Here is a 20,397-nt window from a genome sequence, read left to right as displayed (position 1 = left end):
GGCGGCGGTGGGCGTCGTCAAGCAAAAGCCCTGCCCCGGTGAATCGCCACCACCGTACCGCCGCACCCGGACCCCGCGCCGGGCCTTGGCCACCACACCGCCACCACCGGTCTACGATGTACGCCATGGCTGCCACGACTTTCGACATCGTCCGCAACGAGGACCCCCGCTCCGACGAGGAGCGCACCCGCATCCTGGCCAAGCCCGGATTCGGCCAGCACTTCACCGACCACATGGTCCGCATCGACTGGGACGCCGACCGTGGCTGGCACTCCCCGCGCGTCGAAGCGTACGGCCCGCTGACCATGGACCCCGCGTCGTCCGTGCTGCACTACGGCCAGGCCATCTTCGAGGGGCTCAAGGCCTACCGGCACGCCGACGGATCGATCGTCACCTTCCGCCCCGAGCAGAACGCCCGGCGATTCCAGCGCTCCGCCGCGCGCATCGCCATGCCCGAACTCCCCGAGGAACTCTTCCTCGAAGCCGTGCGCCTGCTCGTCGACATCGACCAGGCCTGGGTCCCCGCCGCCGGCGGCGAAGAATCGCTCTACCTGCGGCCCATGCTCATCGCCACCGAGCAGACCCTCGGCGTGCACCCGTCGACGTCCTACTCCTTCCTGCTCATCGCCTCGCCCGCCGGCGCGTACTTCACCGGCGGCATCAACCCCGTCAAGGTCTGGCTGTCCCACGAATACGTCCGCGCCTGCCCCGGCGGCACCGGCGACGCCAAATTCGCCGGCAACTACGCCGCGTCGCTGGCCGCGCAGGCGCAGGCCGAGGAAAAGGGCTGCGACCAGGTCGTCTGGCTCGACGCCCTCGAGCGCACCTGGATCGAGGAAATGGGCGGCATGAACCTCGCCTTCCTCTACCCCGACAACGAGGCCGAGGCCGGCGTCAAGCTGGTCACCCCGGCGCTGTCCGGCTCCCTGCTGCCCGGCATCACCCGCGACTCCCTGCTCACCGTCGCCGCCGACATGGGCATGGACGTCGAAGAGCGCCGCGTGTCCACCGCCGACTGGGAAAGCGACGCCACCAGCGGGAAGATGTCCGAGACCTTCGCCTGCGGCACCGCGGCCGTGATCACCCCGGTCGGCGAGGTCGACTCCCGCGACGGGTCGTTCACCATCAACGGCGGCGAGACCGGCGAGTGGACCATGAAGCTCCGCGAGCGCCTCACCGGCATCCAGCGCGGCGACGTCCCCGACGAGCACGGCTGGCTGCACACCCTCGTCGAGGCGCCCCAGGCGTAGGCGGGGGAGTAGGGGCGCGGGGCCGGCGGGGGGAGCGCGCGGCCGGCTTTCTCGCCCTGCTCGGTCCCGCCCTTTCCCTCAGCCTCCCGCGCTTTTCCTTCAAAAAGACGCCGAGTGGCCAGTTAGATGTGGTGTACCGCATCTAACTGGCCACTCGGCGTCTTTCCGTGGGCGCGGTCGCCCCGATTCCCTGATTCTCCGACCTCTGGGCCACCCCGCAGTGGGCCGGAGCCGTCCGACCCGGCCAGATACCTACGTTTCGGCCAGAAACTCACGTTTGAACATGGGTATCTGGCCGAAACGTAGGTATCTGTCGTCGTGGGCTCCGCGGTTGCTTTACGACGCCACGTCCTCGCCCTCCGGCCCGCTCCTGCCGAGCACCCCCGACGACGATCGGCCAGAGCTGCGACGGGGAAATCGAACACCGGAGGTGGATCAAGGGAAGGATGCCTGGTGCCGATTGGGGGAATGGAATTCACCCGTGAATCGCGAATGGGAATGAGAATGGGTAAGTGAATGGGCGCGCGATTGGGTCCGTGAATGGGCAATCGGACAAACGAAAATGCGCCTCGCGGCAGTCATTCCGCAAGGCGCATTCCGTAAAACCCGGAGGTCGAAGGTGTGCTCGTGAGTGGCGCCCCGGCAAACGGACGGCGCGTAATTTAATTGGGCGAGCCCCGAAACGAGCCTCCTACTCCGCCTCTCCGGCGGTGTGCCCTCAGTCTAGGCCCGCCATTCCGCGTTCGTCAATGGGCAATTTTCGCCAATGTCCAATTTGGGGCCAAAAGGGGTGGTGGCGCACCCCCACCGGGCCGTGAAAGTCCAGGTCACGGGAGGGAGGAGGTCAGGATCGGGTGATACGTGACCGGGGAGGGCGGTGGCCGGCGCCGGGGCTCAGCCGATCGCGAGAGCCAGGGCGATGGCCGCGATGAGCGTGGCCAGCTGGATGATCGCACCGAGGGCGTCGCCGTTGATGCCGCCGAGCCTCCTGACCAGCAACCGCCCGAATCCCAGAGCGAACACCAGCGCCGCCAGGCAGGCCAGTGCGCCCGCGACTCCGGCGGCGATGCCAGCGACGGCGGTCAACGGCACCCACCAGGCAACGAGCGCCCAGGTCGGCTGCGTCGCCGCAACGAGCCCGCCGAATCCAGTCGGCGCCATCGGCGGCAGTGAGTGGTGGCAGGCCGTGGTCGCCGCGGCGCGCCCGATGATGAAGGGCAGCGCAAGCACCAGGAGAGATGCTGTGACACGGACCCCATCGAATTCCGCGCCGAGGATCCACGGAGCGGGGAACATGGCCGTGGCAGCTCCATGGGCCAGCATCGCCATCGCCGCAGCCTGGGCCAGCAAAGTCAGCGACACCGCGGCCGCGCCCATCGGTCCGGTGTCCGGGGCGCGCAGAATCTCCCGGGCACCCTCGGGATCGCGGTAGGAACCGAGGGCGTCGGCGACATCGGCGAGTCCATCGACGTGCATCGCGCGGGTGACCAGCTCGGCCGCGCACACGATGAGCACGCCGATCACCGCGGCGAGCAGGGGAGAGGTTGCGGCGGCGACGGCGGCGGCTTCCCAGCTCCCGCCCAGGCCCACCGCGCCGGCGGGGTCCGCGGCTGGGCCAACGCCCGCCACGACTCCAGCGAGGCCGACTGCCGCCGAATCTGCGCCGGCGGGATTTACGCCGACGGGGTCTGCGCCGGAGCCGGAGGCAGAGCCGAAGGCCGCAGAGTCCGGGGCGCCCGTGCCGGACAGCCCTCCGAACCAGGCTCGGGCACCTCCGGTTTGATGCGCTGACGCGGCCAGCAACCACGCGGCACCGCTGACGCAGATGGTCACGAGCACGGCGACCGCGCCCGGAATCAGCCCCGCGATCGGCGCCGCCGCCATCGCGCGGCGGCCGGTGATGCGGTCGAACGTCTTCGCGCCGCGCATCGGCACGACGGTCAACCACGAGATCGCCGTGGTCACGCCCTCCACAACCGCATTGCCGTGGGCCGCGCGGTCACCGTCCAGTGGCGCGCCCTCGGACGGCCCGGCCTTTCCCGACACCGAGCCGATCAGTCCCGCTGGGAGGGCTGCTCGCCGCCCTCGCGATGGCCGGGGCGTTCATCCTCGGCCGGCGGCTCCGGGATATCGGCGGCGGTCGCGGCGGGCACCGCGCCATCCTTGTCGGACACACCGGCATCGCCGAACGTGGCCATCTCGGACAGTACGGCCACCGACTGCTTCAGAATCGGCAGCGCCGCCACCGCCCCCGACCCCTCGCCGAGGCGCATGCCATATTCCAGCAGCGGCTCCAGGCCCAGGTGGCGCAGGGCAATCGAGTGGGCGGGCTCGGCGCTGCGGTGCCCGGCGACCCACCAGGCCCGCGCGCCCGGCGCCAGCTGGTCGGCCAGCAGCGCCGCCGCCGTGGCCACCACGCCGTCGAGGATCACCGGCGTGCGCCGCACGGCCGCCTGCGCCAAAAACGCCGCCATCGCCGTGATGTCGGGCGACGACGCCCGCCGCAGCACCTCCACCGGATCGTTGCGCAGCCGCCGGACGCGGAACATCGCGTCGCGCACGGCCGCCGTCTTGCGCTTCCATCCCTCATCGTCGATGCCGGTGCCGCGGCCGACGACGGTCACCGGCTCCGACCCGGTCACCGCGCCGATGAGCACCGCCGCCGGGGTGGTGTTGCCGATGCCCAGGTCACCGGCGATGAGGAGGTCCGCCCCCTCGTCGATGGCATCGTCGGCAAGCTTCGTGCCCACCTCGATCGCGTGATCGCACTCCTCCTGGGACATCGCGTCCTCGACGTCGATGGACCCGCAGGAACGGCGGACGCGGAACGGCCCCTCGCCCTCATGGTCCAGCGACACGTCCACCGACGTCACCGAAGCCCCGGACACCCCCGCGATCGCGTTGACCCCCGCGCCACCGGCGTTGATGTTGGCGTGCATCTGAATGGACACCTCGGTCGGGTACGCCGACACGCCGCCGGCCGACACCCCGTGGTCGCCTGCGAAGACGATGACCCGGCAATCCTCCAACGGCTTCGGCGGGCACTGGCCCTGACATGCGGAAACCCACACGCCGAGCTCCTCGAGACGACCGAGCGCCCCCGCGGGCTTGGTCAGCTGCAGCTGGCGTTCGCGGGCGAGCTGCTCGACATGCTCATCGGGGGCGACGACGGTACCGAAGCGATTGTTGGTCATGCCGAAAAGATTATCCCAGCCGCCGGATGCCGGTCCGGCGAGCGACCGCGCCCGGGTCCCCGGCGCCGGCCCACACGCTGGCCCCGCACCAGCCCCCGCCCCTACTTCAGCCGCAGCGGCACACCCGCGATGACCAGCACGACCTGGTCGCACACCTCCGCCAAACGCCCGTTGAGCAGGCCGATCTCGTCGCGGAACAGCCGCCCGGACCTGTGCTCGGGAATCACGCCCATCCCCACTTCCGGGGTCACCACGACCAGCTGGGGGCCCGGCCCGGCTTCTTGCTTGACGACGCCTCCGCGCACCCCTCCGCCCCGATTCTCGCCCGGGGCCCAATCGCGGACGGCCGAGACCAGGTCGTTGGCCCACGGGGCGACGGATCCGCGGGGAGAGTCCCACAGTTGTTCGCGGTCCAACACGCCGGTCAACCACGTGCCCACGTCGTCGAGGAGGACGAAATCCGCGGTCGGCCGACGCAATGCCTCCACCGCGTCGACGTCGTCGACCGTGCGCCAATGTGCAGGGCGACGCCGCCGGTGGCCGTCGATGCGGGCGGCGAAGTCGGGGTCGAAATCATCCGCGCCAGGCCACGGCCGCGCCGTGGCGATGTAGTCGGCGCAGGGGTGGGCGTGGGCGTCGTAAAGCGACTCCGCCCACCCCGACTTGCCGGAACGGGCCCCGCCCAGCACCAGCGTGCGCACGAAAGCCTAGACCTCGTCGCCGATGTTCTTCTGCGGGCGCGGCGTGCGCAGGCGGCGCGGCTGCGAGGCGCGGGAGTAGGCGTAGAAGCCCAGGCCCGCACCGGTGGCGTCCGAGTCGGGGAAACGCTCGCGGACCAGCTTGTTGGCGCGCTTGCCGATCAGGATGGCCTCGATCACCAGACCGACGATCATGATCATCGAAATGATCGACGCAATGTTCGCGACCTGCGGCAACGCCTGGCCCACGAACATGAACAGCAGCAGAATCAGCGCGAACGGCAGGAAAATGTTGGCGAAGAAGCGCCGCGAATCCACCCAATCGCGCACCAGCGCACGCTCCGGGCCCTGATCGCGCGCCAACATGTACTTCGGGTCGCCGGCGGCCATGCGCTCATCGGCGATGCGGCGCTGCTCCCGGCGCTCCGCGCGCTCGCGGGCCTTCTGCGCCTTCAGCTCCTCCTTCGACATGGTGGCCTTCTGCTCGCGGCGCTGCTCGCGGGCCTCCTTGCGGGTCTTCGGCGGCGTCACCGGGCCGCGGCGGGTGCCGTGGGCGCGCTCGATCTCGTTGCGCTTCGGAGTCGGGCGGCCCTTCTTCGGCGTATACGCGCTGCCCTTGTTCGACGACGCGCGGGCGGCCTCCTCCGCGGTGGGCAGGTGGCCGCGCGAGCCGCCGGCGCCGGAGGAGGCGCTCGCGGTGGTCGCGGCGGAGGAGCCGGACGCGGTGGTGGCGTCGGCACTCGCGGCGTCGGAGGTGGGCTCGGTCTTCTTCCAGGGCATCTTCACGGCCAACACCCTATCGGGCCTGCGGCGACGGCCCAAAGTGGCGCGCCGGACCAGCGGAGTGCCGAGGCGTTGCCGGGGGTTGGCCCGCGACGCTAGGGTGCTGAAGGTATCCTTCGGCCATACCGGAACGCGCACCACGCGGGAAGCCGCGGATGAATGCGGAGATACGCAGAAAAACGCACGCGGCATGGGGAATAACCCGGCCCGCGCGTGCGTTCCCCGAAGTAACCGAGCACCGCAAACCAAGGAGCACCACGCTATGACCACCGCACAGACCACCGGCGTGACCCTCACCGACACCGCCGCCGCCAAGGCCAAGGCCCTCCTCGATCAGGAAGGCGCCAACAACCTGTCGCTGCGCATCTCCGTCGCCCCGGGCGGCTGCGCGGGCCTGCGCTACCAGCTGTACTTCGACGACCGGAACCTCGACGGCGACGTTTCCGAGGAGTTCGGCGGCGTGCGCCTGGTCGTCGACCGCCAGTCGGTGCCCTACCTGATGGGCGCGAAGATCGACTTCGCCGACACCATCGAGCAGCAGGGCTTCACCATCGACAACCCGAACGCCACCGGCTCCTGCGCCTGCGGCGACTCGTTCAACTGATCGGCTGACCCCGGCGCCCGGGCCGCAGAGACCCGGGATTTCGAAGCGCCCGGTTTCGAGGCGCCCGCGCCGCGATCGCACTGATGCCCGCCCCGACCCACGTGGTCGGCGACGGGCTTTCGCGTTTTCGGGGCGGCGCATGCTGGGCTGCACATCTGACGAGTGTGCGTGTGAAGGCCTGTACCGCACACTCGTGGGCGGAACGTGGGCTGCACATGTGACGAGTGTGCGCCTGGGGGCCCGTACCGCACACTCGTGGGCTTCGGCGGGGCTTCACATCTGACGAGTGTGCGCCTGAGGGCCCGTACCGCACACTCGTGGGCTTCGACGGTGCGGATCGCGCCGGCTCTCGGGCCGCTCGTGCCGAGAGGACGCCACCGATTTCGGCGACCTGCGCAAACGTAGTTATCGACGCTGCGTTGGTATCTCCTTGGCACGGGCAGGCGAGATGCGGGCACGGGCGGTCGGGCATGGGCACGGGTAGTCGGGGTGCGGGCACGGGCATAGGCGCGGGCGCGGGGTGCGGGCAGGCGTCGTCAAGCAACGGGCCCGCAAACGACGAAATCGCGATTCCTCACCGGAATCGCGATCTCGTGGGGCCGGGGCGCCGCGGACGACGCTGCGGGCCTACAGGCTCGGGCCTACAGCTGGACGGGGTAGTCGCGCTCCTCGATGTCGGGCTTGATGCGGCCCTCGATGAAGATGCCGTGCCACACCATGAACGCCAGGATGGTCCACAGGCGGCGGGAGTGGTCGCGCTCGGTCGGGTGGTGTTCGTTGAGCATCTGCAGCACCTGCGCCTTGTCGATCAGCGCGTCGGTCTGCGACTCGCGGATGACGTCCTCGGCCCAGCCGCGCAGCTCATCGCCTGCGAGCCAGTGGCGGATCGGCACCGGGAAGCCCAGCTTGCGGCGGCCCAGCACGTGCGCCGGCACGATCTGCTCCATCGCCTTGCGCAGCGCGTACTTGGTGGTGCCCTCGGCGATGCGCATGTCCACGGGCAGCGTCTCGGCGACCTTGAACACCTCGCGGTCGAGGAACGGCACGCGCAGCTCCAGCGAGTTGGCCATGGTGATCTTGTCGGCCTTGACCAGGATGTCGCCGCGCAGCCACGTGAACAGGTCCAGGTGCTGCATGCGGGTGACGGGGTCCATGCCCTCGGAGCGGGCGTAGATCGGGGCGGTGACCTCGCGGTGGTCCCACTCGCGCTCGGCCCACGGCAGGACGCGCTGCAGCTGCTCCCAGTTGAAGGAGCGGGCGTTGCCGTAGTAGCGGTCCTCCAGCGAGGTGGTGCCGCGCTGCAGCAGGGACTTGCCGCGCATGCCGTCGGGCAGGGCGTCGCCGAGCTTGGCCAGGCCGGCCTTGAGCGGGCCGGGCACGCGGTCGAAGCCGGCGAGCGACAGCGGCTCCTTGTAAATGGTGTAGCCGCCGAAGAGCTCGTCGGCGCCTTCGCCGGACAGCACGACCTTGACGTGCTTGCGGGCCTCGGCGGCGACGAAGTAGAGCGGCACGAGCGCCGGGTCGGCCACGGGGTCGTCGAGGTACCAGATGATCTTCGGGATCGCCGACGCGAACTCCTCCGGCGACACCACCTTGACGATGTGCTCCACTCCGATCGCCGCCGCCGATTCCGCGGCGACGTCGACCTCGGAGAAGCCCTTGCGCTCGAAGCCGGTGGTGAAGGTCAGCAGGTTCGGGTTGTGGCGCTTGGCCAGCGTCGCGATCGCGGTGGAGTCGATGCCGCCGGACAGGAAGGAGCCCACGGTGACGTCGGCGCGCATGTGCTTTGCGACGGAATCCTCCAGCGCTTCGGCGACCCTGTCGAAGACGGCCTGCTCGCCGCCCTTCGGCACCGGGCGGATGGGGAAGTTCGGGTGGAAGTAGCGCGTCTGCTCGACCTCGCCGCCCGGCGTGATCGTGGCGGTGCAGCCGGACTCGAGCCGGCGGATCCCGGTGTGCAGGGACTCCGGCTCCGGCACGTACTGCAGGTCCATGTAGTGGACCAGGGCTCGCTTGTCGACGTCCTTGGCGTCCACGCCAAGCTCCGGGGCCATCTCGAGGATGGTCTTCTTCTCCGACGCGAACGCGGTGCCGCGCTGCGTCGTGGCGTAGTACAGCGGCTTGATGCCGAACTGGTCGCGCGCGAGGAACAGCTTCTTTTCCACGGTGTCCCAGATGGCGATGCCGAACATGCCGCGCAGGTGCTTGACCACGTCGGCGCCCCAGTGGTGGAAGCCGACGACGATCGGCTCGCCGTCGCCGGAGGTGTTGAAGGAATAGCCGGCGGCGGACAGCTCCTCGCGCAGCTCCACGTAGTTGTAGATCTCGCCGTTGAACGTCATGGCGTAGCGGTCCGGCTGATCTTCGGGGCCCCACGTCAGCGGCTGGTGCGAATGCGCCAGGTCGATGATGGACAGGCGGTTGAAGCCGAACACGACGTCGGCGTCGTTCCACGTGCCCGCTTCATCGGGGCCGCGGTGGCGCATGCAGGGCAGCGCGCGCTCGATGGCGGGCACCAGGTCCGCCGCATCGGAGCCGGCCGTGAGAATTCCGAGGAGACCGCACATGACTGACGCGAACACCTTTCATCGGGGAGGGGGATCGGTTAGACAATAGTCTCCCGTCCGGCGTGGGCGAATTCCCGCGCCGGACGACGGGGACGCGGGCCGTCGTCAAGCAAAATCGGCGGGAAGGTGGGCCGTCGCCAAGCGAAAACGGACCCGAAACGGCCCGGACGCGCCCCCGGCCCGCCCCCGACTCGCCCCCGTGAAAGAGTGTGACCGGGATCTCGCCGAAGGGCGGCACCCCCGCCCGCATGCCCCTTCTCAGCGTTTTATCAGCCCGTCTATACTCGGTGACACCCCGTGGGGTCAGTCCAGTGTGGAGAATTCACAGGAATGGGCTAACCTGCTTGGGAAAGACAGAACCCTGATGGGTTCTTAAGGAATTGTGTGGATCAGGAAGGCAGACACACGTGAATCAGCGTAGAGAGTACGGAGCCGCCCGTAAGCTCGGCCTGCTCGGCGTCCTCGCCGGCGGTTCGACCCTGCTCGCCGGCTGCGACGTCGCAGTGCCGGACAACGGCTTCTTCAAGCTGCTGCGTTTCGGCTGGCCGATGGGCGTCACCCCGGAGGCCGAGGCCATGGGCAACTTCTGGGTCTGGGTCTGGGTCGCGGCCTGGATCGTCGGCATCGCCGTCTGGGGCCTGACCATCTTCTCCATGATCGGCTTCTCCGCCAAGAAGGCCAAGAAGGCCGGCAAGGGCGAGTTCCCGCGCCAGACCGCCTACAACGTGCCGCTCGAGCTGGTTCTGACCATCATCCCGATCCTGATCGTGATGTCGCTGTTCTTCTTCACCGTCCAGACGCAGGACAAGGTCACCGCGATGGACAAGGACCCGGAGGTCGTCGTCGACGTCACCGCGTTCCAGTGGAACTGGAAGTTCGGCTACTCCAACGTCTCCGGCGACATCATGGGCGGCGCCGACTACCAGGGCCGCGACGAGCGCCAGGACCCCGAGGCCTACTTCACCGACGAGCACGCCGGCGAGGACGCCCCGGACCAGGCCCAGTTCCCGGTCCACGGCATGTCCAAGCAGGACCGCTCCTACCTCCACTTCAACGAGGTCGAGGTCCTGGGCACCACCGAAGAGGTCCCGGTCCTGGTCGTCCCGACCGACACCGCCATCGAGTTCGACCTGGCTTCCGCCGACGTCGTCCACTCCTTCTGGGTCCCCGAGTTCCTGTTCAAGCGCGACGCCTTCCCGCACCCGGAGGCCAACAAGTCGAACCGCCGTTTCCAGATCGAGGAGATTTCCTCCGCGATGATCGAGAACCGCCCGGTCGACAACCCCCGCGACACCTACAGCAACGCCTTCGTCGGCCGCTGCGCCGAGATGTGCGGCACCTACCACGCGATGATGAACTTCGAGGTCCGCGCCGTCTCCCGCGAGGCGTTCGCCGAGTACATGCAGTTCCGCATCGACAACCCCGAGGCCACCAACGCCCAGGCGCTGGAGCACATCGGCGAGGAGCCCTTCGCCGTGTCCACCAGCCCGTTCAACTCCGGCCGACTCGACACCCGCGACATGGGTGACCGCGAGGCCAACACGGTTGACCTCAACGCCACCAACTAATCGCCCGCCGACTCCAGAAAGAAGCCAGACATGAAGTCCGCAGCAAAGCTGTTTTACGGCCTCACCGCGTTCCTGGGCGTTATGACCGTCGTGTACATCTTCGGCACGATGTACCTCCAGGACACCGGCAACATCATCAACGAGAACCACGGCCGCCTGGAGTGGGCCGGCGCGACCGGCCTGCTGATGTCGGCCCTCCTGACCCTGTTCCTGGGCGTCTACTTCCACTTCACCGAGGTCCGCTCCGACATCACCCCCTCCGACTGGGAGGAGGCCGAGGTCGCGGACGGTGCCGGCACCCTGGGCTTCTTCTCCGCCAGCTCCATCTGGCCGTTCGTCATGACCATGGCGATCCTGCTGATGGGCTACGGCATCGCCTTCATGGCCTACTGGCTGATCGTGCTCGGCGCGGTCATCCTGATCTGGGCCGGCACGAAGCTGAACACCCAGTACATCACCCCGCCGGAGAAGCACTAGTTTCCCGGCCCGCCGGAGGGCACCGTCTCTCCTGCAGCCCGCGGCGGTGACCTCCCCGGTCACCTGACGCGGACGCGACAGAACCCCGCCACCCGGCCTTCCGGTGGCGGGGTTTCCGCATGCGCGCATGGCCGCATGGCCGCGGCCAGAAAGACGTCCAGTGCACGGATAGAGGTGGCCGACCACGTCTATCCGTGCACTGGACGTCTATCTACGTGCGGGGCGCGCCCCGTGCCCCTCACACACCGCGCCCCGCGCCCCTTACACCCCGCGACGGAGCGCGCCGGCCGGCGCTAGTCGGAGATACCTACGTTTCGGCCAGATACCGACGTTTGAACATGAGTATCTAGCTCGAACGTAGGTATCTGCAGGGAGTACGGGGCCGCACGTCCGATGGAAATAGACTTGACCTTGACGCGGCGTCAAGGTGCACGATGTAGTCATGCGCATTGGTGATCTCGCTCGGGCTGCCGGCTGCTCTACCCGAGCTATACGGCATTATCATTCCGCGGGCGCTTTTCCGGAGCCCCCGCGCAACTCCTCGGGCTACCGCGACTACGGCATCTCCGATGTGGCGGAAGTTCTGCGTATTCGGGCGCTCGTGGATGCGGGTGTTCCTGTACAGGCCATTTGCGATATCGGTTCGGGTTTGGGACCGACTGAACGCGAGCACCTGTCGGATGCATTGCGACGACTCGATGATCGAATCGCCGGACTGATGCGTCAACGGGATCGCTTGGAATCGATGCTCACCGGAACCTTTGGCCTACCGGCCGACATTCGAGAGGGAGTCCGAGCTACGATGATCTCCGGTGTAGCCAAGGAGGGGGCGCACGCTGACTTTGAACTGGAAGCTCATGCCGAGGAGGAACTCGCCTCGCTTGAGCTTATGGCGCTGTCCGGCGTCGCCACCGAACGTACATGGACACAGATCCGACGCAATTTGTTGGACAACGCCAGCATCGGGTTCACCCACCGGGCAGCCAGAGCGTGGGTTGCGCTCGCTCATGAACCGGTGGAAAGGTTTGGTGACGAGAACGAGGCGATTCGTCGGCTGTCCGAAGAGGTGATGATTGGCCACCGACTGGGTGTCTTCCGGGGGGTGGCCGAAACGCTCGTACCGGGAGATGTTCCTATCACCGTCGGCGACGCGAAACTGACGGGAGCGCAAGCCGAGCTGTTCGCGCATTTGGTGGCGACCATGTCGGAGGGCGAATCCGCTTCGGATGCAGGCGGAACAATATGAATCGCGTGCTGCCGGAGCGGCTGGTGCGACTACTGGGGCGACATCCGGCCGTGTGGGTCTTCCGGCATGAGATTCGGGTGTGGGCCGATCTGATTCGCCTTCTGCGGCGGCAACGGGTCGTGCCACCCCGGCGGATTCCGATTCCGGCAGTCGAGGGGCTGTGGGGGATTCCCGGAATGATGACGGTGGCGACGATCGTCGAGCTCATCGCAATCGAACTTCTTTTGCCTTGGCCCGAGGTGCGGGTGGTATTGGCGTTGGTCTCGATCTATTCGCTTTTGATCCTCTGGAGCTTCATCGGTCAGCGCGTGGTCTATCCGCATTCAGTCGGGCCAGAGCTGATACTCAGGCACGGGCGGACGATCATCGCACGCATTGACGCCGCCGCCGTCGGAGAAGTTCTGGTGGTCCGCGACTATGCGGCAGAACAACACGCCGTCGGCGGTGGTGTATTGACGTTATCCAACGGTCAAGGGACAAACGTCCGAGTCGCCCTGCATGCTGGGGCAGTTCCAGTGGAGACTCGTCCCCCGACGTGGATTCCGTGGAAGAAGAAGCCGATGGAGACGATCACCGAAGTGGCGCTGTGGGCCGACGATCCGATCGAAGCAGTCGCCGCAATTCGCACCGCGCGGGACCAGGCGGCGGCGCACACTTAGACAGAAAGACGTCCAGTGTACGGATAGAGGTGGCGGACCGCTTCTATCCGTGCACTGGACGTCTATCTGCATGTTGGGCGCACGCCCCGCGCCCCGCGCCCCTCACACCCCGTGACGGAGCGCGCTGGCCGGCGATAGTCGGAGATACCTACGTTTCGGCCAGATACCGACGTTTGAACGTGAGTATCTGGCTCGAACGTAGGTATCTGCGGGGATGCGTGGGCGCCGCGGGCTACGGGAGTGCTTGGGCGCCGCGCGCTACGCGACCCCGACTGGCCCCGCGCGCGCTACGGGATGCGCGTCCGCCGCCGCGCGATACGCGACCCCGACCGTGCCTCGGCGCTACGGGATGCGCGCTACGCGACCCCGACCGGGCCACCGGCGCTGCGGGGTGCGTCCCACTCCTCGCACTACGCGAACTCGACCGGCTTCTTGCCCCGGGGCAGCTCGGTGACCTCGCCCTCCTCGACGACGAGGTGGCGCGCCTCCAGCCGGTCGACCATGCGGCGGTCGTGGGTGACCACGATGATCGTGCCCTCGGCCTCGGCGATCGCGTCCTGCACCTCTTCGATGAGGTCGACGGACAGGTGGTTGGTGGGCTCGTCGAGAAGCAGAATGTCCGGCGGGTCGGCGACGACGAGTGCCAGCGCCACGCGCCGCTGCTGCCCCACGGACAGGTCGCCCACGGGTCGCTTGGCGTCGCGGGCGGTGAGCAGCCCCAGGTCGTCGAGGGTGACGGTGGGGGACGGGGTGGCGTCGTAAAGCTCGTTGGGGCTTTGCGACGGATCGGCCCAATCCTGCTCCTGCGCCAACATCGAAATGCGGGCGTCCTGCCCGATGCACATCTCGCCGGCGGCCGGCGCGACCTGGCCGAGCATGACCTTCAGCAGCGTCGACTTGCCCGCGCCATTCGGGCCGGTGACCACGATGGTGTCGCCGGGGCGGATGGTCAGCGAGCCGACGTGGATGCGGTCGGGGACGACGACGCCGCGGAGCTTGACGTGGAAATCCTCGTCGCTGCCGGACGGCGCGCGCTTGGTGGACAGCGGCCGGGTCAGCGGGGCGTCGAAACCGAGCAGGGCCGGGGGCTTGGCCACGCCGTCCTCCTCGAGCTCGTCGAGACGCTGGCGGGCCGAGCGGATGCGGCGGGCGACCTGGCGGTCGGCGCGGCCGCCGGCGTGGCCGTAGCCCATCTTCTCGTTGTCGCGCTTGGCGCGCACCGGCCCGGAGGATTCGTTGGCGGCGTCGATGGTCTTCTCCAGCCGCGCCTTCTCGTGCTGCTCCGTGCGCCACTGGTGCTCCCACAGCTGGCGCTCGTGGCGGCGGTGCTTGTCGTAGTCGGTGTAGTTGCCGCGGAACATTCCGATGCCCTCGCGCCCCGGCACGAGGTCGCCGATGACGGTGCACACGGCGTCGAGGAAGTCGCGGTCATGCGTGGCCACGACGACCACGCCCGGATGCGCGGTGATGGTGTCGATGACCAACTGGCGGCCGCGGTCGTCGAGGTGGTTGGTCGGTTCGTCGAGAAGCAGAATCTCGGGCTTGCGGATCAGCGTCAGCGCCAGCCCCAGCCGGGCCCGCTGCCCGCCCGACAGTTCCACGGAGGGCTGGTCGAGCACGAGGCCGTCGGGGCCCGTGCCGGACAAGCCGAGGTAGTCGAGGACGACCTCCGCGTGATGCTCGGCGTTCCAGTCGTCGTGGGCCATGACATCCGAGAACAGCGTGGAATAGGCCTTCTCGGCGGCGTCGGCGGCTTCGGGAGTCGCGGCCGTGCCCATCGCCTCCGCGGCGTCCTCGAGGGCCTGCAGACGCCGTTTCGCCGGGCCGAGCGCCTCGTCGACGAGCATCCGGCCCGTCGACTCGAACGGGGCCTCCAGCTCCTGCGAGCCGAGCACGCGCGTGCCCACGTGCTTGACGCTGCCCGACGTCGGCTTGCGGCGGCCCGACAACAGCCACAGCAGCGTCGACTTGCCGGCGCCGTTGTCGCCGACGAGCCCCAGCACGTCGCCGGCCGAGACGGTCATGTTCACGTCGCGGAGGACGGGCGTGCCCTCGTAGTCGTAGTTGACGGAGTTGGCCACCAGCTGGGTGGCGGAGCCGTCGATGAAGGGGAGCGGGGATTCGGCCATTGCGGCGCCTCCTGCAGAGCGGAAAACGGGTGGGGGAGGGGAGGGGTCGCGGGGGCCGGGCCGGGTGCGCGTCGGGCTGACGCGATTGCTTGGCGACGCCGGCGGGCGCGACCGGAGGCGTCAGATGTTCATGTATCCAGCCTACGCGCCCACGTGCTGGACATTGGCGGCACGAACCCGGGTGTCGTCGCCGGGAATGGGCGGGGAGAGGGCGGCCGGAGAAGTGTGGCCCGAGAGTGGGGGCCCGGTGTCGTCGCAGGGGAGAGAGCCGGAAATGCGGAACCGCCCCGCCGGCGAGAATTTCTTCTCGCCGCCGGGGCGGTTCGTCGAGCGCAGTTGAAACGCCGTGCCGGGCGGGCCCGCAGTGGGCCGTGCCCGGGCTTACCGGGACTTACTTGTCGAGCTCGCCGCGCGCTTCCGCGTTGCGGGCCTCGAGGTCGCGGAGCATCTGAGCCTGCTCGTGGTGGTTCTCCGCCTCGATGCGGTTCGCCTCGTCGGCGATGTCCCGCGGGTCGGGGGAGAACCAGCTGCCGCGGCCCGGGGAGCCGGCGGCACCGAGCTGGTTCATCGTCTTCGGGACGTAACCGCCCTGGTACTCGAGCGGGATCGGGTGACCGTGCTCGTCGACCGGGCCCAGCGGCTGGTGCACCTCGATGAAGGCGCCCGAGGGCAGCTGGTCGATGACGCCGGTCTCGATGCCGTGCTCCAGGACGGCCTGGTCCGAACGCTGCAGGCCGATGCAGATGCGGTACGTGACGAAGTACGCGATCGGCGGGAGCAGGATCAGACCGATTCGGCCGACCCAGGTCATCGCGTTCAGCGAGATCTGGAAGTGGTAGGCGATCAGGTCATTGCCGCCCGACAGGGTCAGCAGGGTGTAGAACACCAGGGCCATGGCGCCGATGCCGGAGCGGACCGGAACGTCGCGCGGGCGCTGCAGCAGGTTGTGGTGGGCGTCGTCGCCGGTCATCTTCGCTTCGATGAACGGGTAGGCGAACAGCAGCACCACGAGCAGGCCGAGCAGCAGGGCGACCCAGAACACGGCCGGGATGGTGTAGGAGCCGATGTAGAGCTCCCACGCCGGCATGACTCGCGCCGCGCCGTCCGTCCACAGCATGTAGATGTCCGGCTGCGAACCGGCCGAAACCTGCGCCGGGTTGTACGGGCCCAGGTTCCAGATCGCGTTGATCTGGAAGGTGCCGGCCAGGAAGGCCATGAAGCCGATGTTGATCAGGCCGAAGGTCATCGCCTTGACGGCGAAGACCGGCATGATGCGGACGCCGACGACGTTGTTCTCGGTGCGGCCCGGTCCGGGGAACTGGGTGTGCTTCTGGTACCAGACCAGCGCCAGGTGCGCGGCGATGAGGCCGAGCAGCAGGGCCGGGATGATGAGCACGTGGGCGATGTACAGGCGCGGGATGATGATGTCGCCCGGGAAGTCGCCGTTGAACATCATCCAGTGCATCCAGGTGCCGATGACCGGCAGGCCGATGATGATGGCCGACATGATTCGCAGACCGACGCCCGAGAGCAGGTCGTCCGGCAGCGAGTAGCCCATGAAGCCCTCGGCGATGGACAGCAGCAGCAGGATGCAGCCGATGACCCAGTTGGCCTCGCGCGGCTTGCGGAACGCACCCGTGAAGAAGATGCGGAACATGTGCGCCATGATCGAGATGGCGAACAGCAGCGCGGCCCAGTGGTGGATCTGGCGGATGAACAGGCCGCCGCGGACCTCGAAGGAGATCTGCAGGGCGGTCTCGTAGGCGCGGGACATTTCCACGCCGTTGAGCGGCGCGTACGCGCCGTCGTAAATGACCTTCGACAGCGACGGATCGAAGAAGAGGGTCAGGTACACGCCGGAGAGCAGCAGCACGATGAAGCTGTACAGCGCGATCTCGCCCAGCATGAAGGACCAGTGCGTGGGGAAGACCTTGTTGATCTGGCGGCGGATGCCGGACGACATGGTGTAGCGGTCGTCCATGTTGCGCGCCATCAAGGCGACGCGGTTAGTGGAGTTGCTCATGACTGACGCTCCCAGAAGGCCGGGCCGACGGGCTCAATGAAGTTGCCGTTGGCGTAGAGGAATCCGTCCTCGTCGACATCGATGGGCAGCTCGGGCAGCGCACGGGCGGCCGGGCCGAAGACCGGCTTGCCGTACTGCAGGGCGTCGAACTGCGACTGGTGGCAGGGGCACAGGATTCGGTTGGTCTGGGCCTCGTACAGCGAGGTCGGGCAACCGATGTGCGTGCAGATCTTGGAGTAGGCGAAGTAATCGCCGTAGTGGAAGTCCTCCTGGCCGGCGCGCAGCGTCGCGCGGGCGGCGTCGCTGGAGCGCAGGCGGATGAGCATCACGGAGTTGCGCGATCCGTGGATCGAGTGCATGTGGTGCTCGTAGACCTCGGCGTCCGGCGAGTAGAGCTCGCCGTCGTTGACGTCGTCGGCCAGCAGGGGGAAGACCGTCTCCATGGAACCGGCGGCGAGATCCTCCGGGCGGATGCGGACCAGGCGGGACACGCCCTTGAAGGAGAAGCCGTGGCTGCCCTCCTCGGCGATGGCGCCGGTGTCGCGGCCCAGGTAGACCTTCTCGCCCTTCTCGACCAGGGTCCAGCCCGTGGTCCAGAGGGTGCCGTCGCCGGTGATGTCGACCTCGTGCTTCGGCTTCCAGGGGTTCTTGATCATGCCGCCGAGCGGCAGGACCATGCCGATGCCGGCCAGGACCGCGCCGGCGCCGAGCAGACCCTTGATGGCGGAGCGGCGACCGAGGGTCGACGTCTCCCAGGAGTCGTTCAGCAGGGCGACGATGGTCTTCTGGTCGGTCTCGGAGGACGCGCCGTCGTGGCGGCGCTGCACCGAGATCTCCTCGGGCACGAAGCGCTTGGTGTACTTCACCGCGCCGACGCCCAGGGCGATGATGGAACCACCGATGGTGATGCCCAGCATCGGGGTGTACAGGGTGTACAGCCACAGGCCGTCGTCGCCGTGGCCGCGGTACTCCCACGGCCAGAACAGGTACACGGCGATGAACGCCAGGCCCAGGACCACCGCGGCGACGAGCCAGGCGATGACGCCGGCGGCCGCGCGCTTCTCCGCCGGGTCACCGGCGATGGGGAAGCGCTCCTTGCGGTAGGCGATGGTCACGTCGTCGAGCTCGGTGCCCAGGCGGGCGAGCTCGTCGTTGCTCATCTTGGACAGCTCCTCGGAGCTGTAGTTCTTCTTCACGTTGTCGGTCACTGTCGGGATCCAATCCAGAGTGCGGCCGCCACGAGGGCGACGATGCCGGCAATCCACATGAACAGGCCCTCGGTCACGGGGCCGAGGCCACCGAGCGGGTAACCGGACGGGCCGGGGGTCTCCGCCGAGTTCTTGATGTAGGCGATGAGGTCCTTCTTCTCGTCAGCGGTGAGCTGGCGATCGGAGAACTTCGGCATGTTCTGCGGGCCGGTGAGCATGGCCTGGTACAGCTCCTGCTCGTTGGCAGGATCCAGGACCGGGGCGTACTTGCCGCCGGAGAGCGCGCCGCCACGGCCGGTGAAGTTGTGGCAGGACGCGCAGTTCAGGCGGAAGAGCTCGGAACCGCGGGCGACGTCGAGGGGATCGATCTCGCCGTTCGGGCCGGCGTTCTTGCCGCGGAGGGACTCCATGGCGATGGAGCCGTCCTCGTCGCGGACGATGCCGGCGCCGCCGCCGTGGGACTGAACGTAGGCGGCGAGGGCGAGGGTCTGCTCCTCGGAGTAGCGCGGGGTCTTGCGCGAGGCCTGGGCCTCGTTGCGGATCATCGGCATGCGGCCGGAGTGCACCTGGAAGTACACGGCGCCTTCGCCGACGCCGATGAGGGACTTGCCGCGGTCCTTGACGCCCTGGAGGTTGGCGCCGTGGCAGGTGATGCACGCGACGTCGTAGATCTCCTTGCCCTGCTGGATCAGAGCCGCCTCGTCCTGCTGGGCGGTGGCGACCTGGGCATCGGGGGTCAGGGCATTGGCCAGGAAGCCCGCGCCCGTGAGGGCGAGGGCGAGCGCCATGACACCGGAGACGGTGCGGCGCATCTTGCGGCGGCCCTTGGCCTTGCGGCCGGCCGCCGCGGAGGACGTGCGGTCCTCAGCTGCGGGGTTATGGTTTTCCATCTTTTTCCCTTTGTTGTGCGTGGAAAGTGGATGGCTGTAGTAGGCCGCACCGGGGGTGTCGGCCGTTACGGCCTACTGGATGAAGTAGATGGTGATGAACAGGCCGATCCACACGACGTCGACGAAGTGCCAGTAGTACGAGACCACGATGGCGGCCGTCGCCTGCGCCGGGGTGAACTTCGACTTGAAGGTACGGATCAGCACCACGACGAACGCCACGGCGCCCGCGAGGACGTGCGCGGCGTGGAAGCCGGTGGTGATGAAGAAGACCGAACCGTAGATCGAGTTCTGGATGGTGAGCCCGTGGCCGACCAGGGTCACGTACTCGTACGCCTGGCCGATCAGGAAGATCCCGCCCAGCAGCGTCGAAAGGGCATACCACCTGCGCAGGGCGAACACGTCGCCCCGCTCGGCCGCGAACACGCCCCACTGGGCGGTGAACGAAGACGACACCAGGATCACGGTGATCACCAGTGCGTACGGGACGTTGAGGTGGCCGGTACCCCAATCCCACGATTCTCCCTGGCCATTTGCGCGCGATACGAAGTACATCGCGAACAGGCCGGCGAAGAACATCAATTCCTGAGACAGGAACACGATCGTCCCGACACTGACCATGTTCGGTCGGTTCAGTGTCGCGGCACGACGTGGTGCTGTCATACCTGTGTTTTCAACTGCGCTCGTCACGTTAGACAGTATGGCCTGTTCTTAAGGAAGAGTCACGTTGCAACCCCCGTTTTGGGAAAGTTTTTTGCAAAACCCCAGGTGGCTGGTTCTGGTTCCTGAGAGTTCCACTAATTTTTCCGGTCGCCGGGAACTTCTCCGGTTGCTTTGCGACGGCCCCCGGTTCCCCTCGTCCGGCCCCCGTGCGGGCAGCGGCCCGATCCCCTCCGGTCCATTCCCGGTCGGGCCCGCTCACATCGTGTTCCAGCCATGCTAGCTGATGATCACATGAGCATAGAAGGTGGGGAAGGTGGGCGGGGGCGGTTGGCCCGGTTTGGCGCGCGGCGCCGTCATGATGTGCGTCACATGCACCCGGCGGCGGCGGGCTGCCGCGGTGCGCCGTAATATTCAACGGGTGGCGGCCCGCGCATGTGGTCG

The 20,397-nt window shown here is 68.1% G+C and carries 16 protein-coding genes; 6 read left to right on the top strand and 10 right to left on the bottom strand.

Going from position 1 to position 20,397, the window contains the following annotated elements; genetic code table 11:
* Window positions 1-125: 125 nt before the first annotated feature.
* Window positions 126-1,250: a branched-chain amino acid aminotransferase gene (locus tag ACFWGD_RS03765; RefSeq protein ID WP_377777213.1), complete on the top strand. Its 1,125-nt coding sequence runs from the start codon at window positions 126-128 to the stop codon at window positions 1,248-1,250.
* An 894-nt stretch (window positions 1,251-2,144) separates the two neighbouring features.
* Here ACFWGD_RS03765 and ACFWGD_RS03760 read toward each other — a convergent pair.
* The 4 genes from ACFWGD_RS03760 to ACFWGD_RS03745 form a co-directional block, all read right to left on the bottom strand.
* Complete coding sequence (locus ACFWGD_RS03760; protein ID WP_377777212.1) at window positions 2,145-3,215, bottom strand: adenosylcobinamide-GDP ribazoletransferase; 1,071 nt, start codon at window positions 3,213-3,215, stop codon at window positions 2,145-2,147.
* Window positions 3,216-3,304: 89 nt separating this feature from the next.
* On the bottom strand, window positions 3,305-4,444 hold the full coding sequence (gene cobT / locus ACFWGD_RS03755; protein ID WP_377777211.1) for a nicotinate-nucleotide--dimethylbenzimidazole phosphoribosyltransferase: 1,140 nt from the start codon (window positions 4,442-4,444) through the stop codon (window positions 3,305-3,307).
* A gap of 101 nt (window positions 4,445-4,545) precedes the next feature.
* Window positions 4,546-5,145 carry a bifunctional adenosylcobinamide kinase/adenosylcobinamide-phosphate guanylyltransferase gene (locus ACFWGD_RS03750; RefSeq protein ID WP_377777210.1) on the bottom strand — a complete coding sequence of 200 codons (600 nt, stop codon included), beginning with the start codon at window positions 5,143-5,145 and terminating at the stop codon, window positions 4,546-4,548.
* 6 nt (window positions 5,146-5,151) lie between these two features.
* A complete protein-coding gene (locus ACFWGD_RS03745; protein WP_377777479.1) occupies window positions 5,152-5,922 on the bottom strand; it encodes a DUF3043 domain-containing protein in 771 nt (256 codons plus the stop codon).
* A gap of 265 nt (window positions 5,923-6,187) precedes the next feature.
* Between ACFWGD_RS03745 and ACFWGD_RS03740 the strand changes: the two genes are divergently transcribed.
* Entirely contained in the window at window positions 6,188-6,529 is a 342-nt protein-coding gene (locus ACFWGD_RS03740; protein ID WP_377777209.1) for a HesB/IscA family protein, read from the top strand.
* A 641-nt stretch (window positions 6,530-7,170) separates the two neighbouring features.
* On the opposite strand, the gene asnB is transcribed toward ACFWGD_RS03740, so the two are convergent.
* On the bottom strand, window positions 7,171-9,096 hold the full coding sequence (gene asnB / locus ACFWGD_RS03735) for an asparagine synthase (glutamine-hydrolyzing) (RefSeq protein WP_377777208.1): 1,926 nt from the start codon (window positions 9,094-9,096) through the stop codon (window positions 7,171-7,173).
* Between the two features lie 407 nt (window positions 9,097-9,503).
* Here asnB and ACFWGD_RS03730 point away from each other — a divergent pair, with 407 nt between their 5' ends.
* The 4 genes from ACFWGD_RS03730 (at window position 9,504) to ACFWGD_RS03715 (ending at window position 13,046) form a co-directional block, all read left to right on the top strand.
* A complete protein-coding gene (locus ACFWGD_RS03730; protein ID WP_377777207.1) occupies window positions 9,504-10,664 on the top strand; it encodes a cytochrome c oxidase subunit II in 1,161 nt (386 codons plus the stop codon).
* A gap of 30 nt (window positions 10,665-10,694) precedes the next feature.
* Window positions 10,695-11,141, top strand: a complete 447-nt coding sequence (locus ACFWGD_RS03725) for a cytochrome c oxidase subunit 4 (protein ID WP_377777206.1) — start codon at window positions 10,695-10,697, stop codon at window positions 11,139-11,141.
* Window positions 11,142-11,583: 442 nt separating this feature from the next.
* Entirely contained in the window at window positions 11,584-12,387 is an 804-nt protein-coding gene (locus tag ACFWGD_RS03720; protein ID WP_377777205.1) for a MerR family transcriptional regulator, read from the top strand.
* Window positions 12,384-13,046 carry a hypothetical protein gene (locus tag ACFWGD_RS03715; protein ID WP_377777204.1) on the top strand — a complete coding sequence of 221 codons (663 nt, stop codon included), beginning with the start codon at window positions 12,384-12,386 and terminating at the stop codon, window positions 13,044-13,046. Before ACFWGD_RS03720 ends, ACFWGD_RS03715 begins: the two co-directional genes overlap by 4 nt.
* Before the next feature lie 410 nt (window positions 13,047-13,456).
* Here ACFWGD_RS03715 and ACFWGD_RS03710 read toward each other — a convergent pair whose 3' ends face one another.
* The 5 genes from ACFWGD_RS03710 to ACFWGD_RS03690 all read right to left on the bottom strand — a co-directional run bounded on the left by ACFWGD_RS03710 (window position 13,457) and on the right by ACFWGD_RS03690 (window position 19,983).
* Complete coding sequence (locus ACFWGD_RS03710) at window positions 13,457-15,175, bottom strand: ABC-F family ATP-binding cassette domain-containing protein (protein WP_377777203.1); 1,719 nt, start codon at window positions 15,173-15,175, stop codon at window positions 13,457-13,459.
* A 391-nt stretch (window positions 15,176-15,566) separates the two neighbouring features.
* Complete coding sequence (locus ACFWGD_RS03705) at window positions 15,567-17,198, bottom strand: cytochrome b N-terminal domain-containing protein (RefSeq protein WP_377777202.1); 1,632 nt, start codon at window positions 17,196-17,198, stop codon at window positions 15,567-15,569.
* Complete coding sequence (locus ACFWGD_RS03700) at window positions 17,195-18,406, bottom strand: ubiquinol-cytochrome c reductase iron-sulfur subunit (RefSeq protein ID WP_377777201.1); 1,212 nt, start codon at window positions 18,404-18,406, stop codon at window positions 17,195-17,197. Before ACFWGD_RS03700 ends, ACFWGD_RS03705 begins: the two co-directional genes overlap by 4 nt.
* A complete protein-coding gene (locus ACFWGD_RS03695; RefSeq protein ID WP_377777200.1) occupies window positions 18,403-19,296 on the bottom strand; it encodes a c-type cytochrome in 894 nt (297 codons plus the stop codon). The genes ACFWGD_RS03700 and ACFWGD_RS03695 overlap by 4 nt, the downstream gene beginning before the upstream one ends.
* A gap of 72 nt (window positions 19,297-19,368) precedes the next feature.
* Window positions 19,369-19,983, bottom strand: a complete 615-nt coding sequence (locus tag ACFWGD_RS03690; RefSeq protein WP_377777199.1) for a heme-copper oxidase subunit III — start codon at window positions 19,981-19,983, stop codon at window positions 19,369-19,371.
* Between the last annotated feature and the right edge of the window lie 414 nt (window positions 19,984-20,397).

It is taken from the genome of Corynebacterium sp. NPDC060344, from assembly GCF_042725215.1.
Lineage (GTDB): Bacteria > Actinomycetota > Actinomycetes > Mycobacteriales > Mycobacteriaceae > Corynebacterium.
This window is presented reverse-complemented; position numbering and strand designations above follow the sequence as displayed.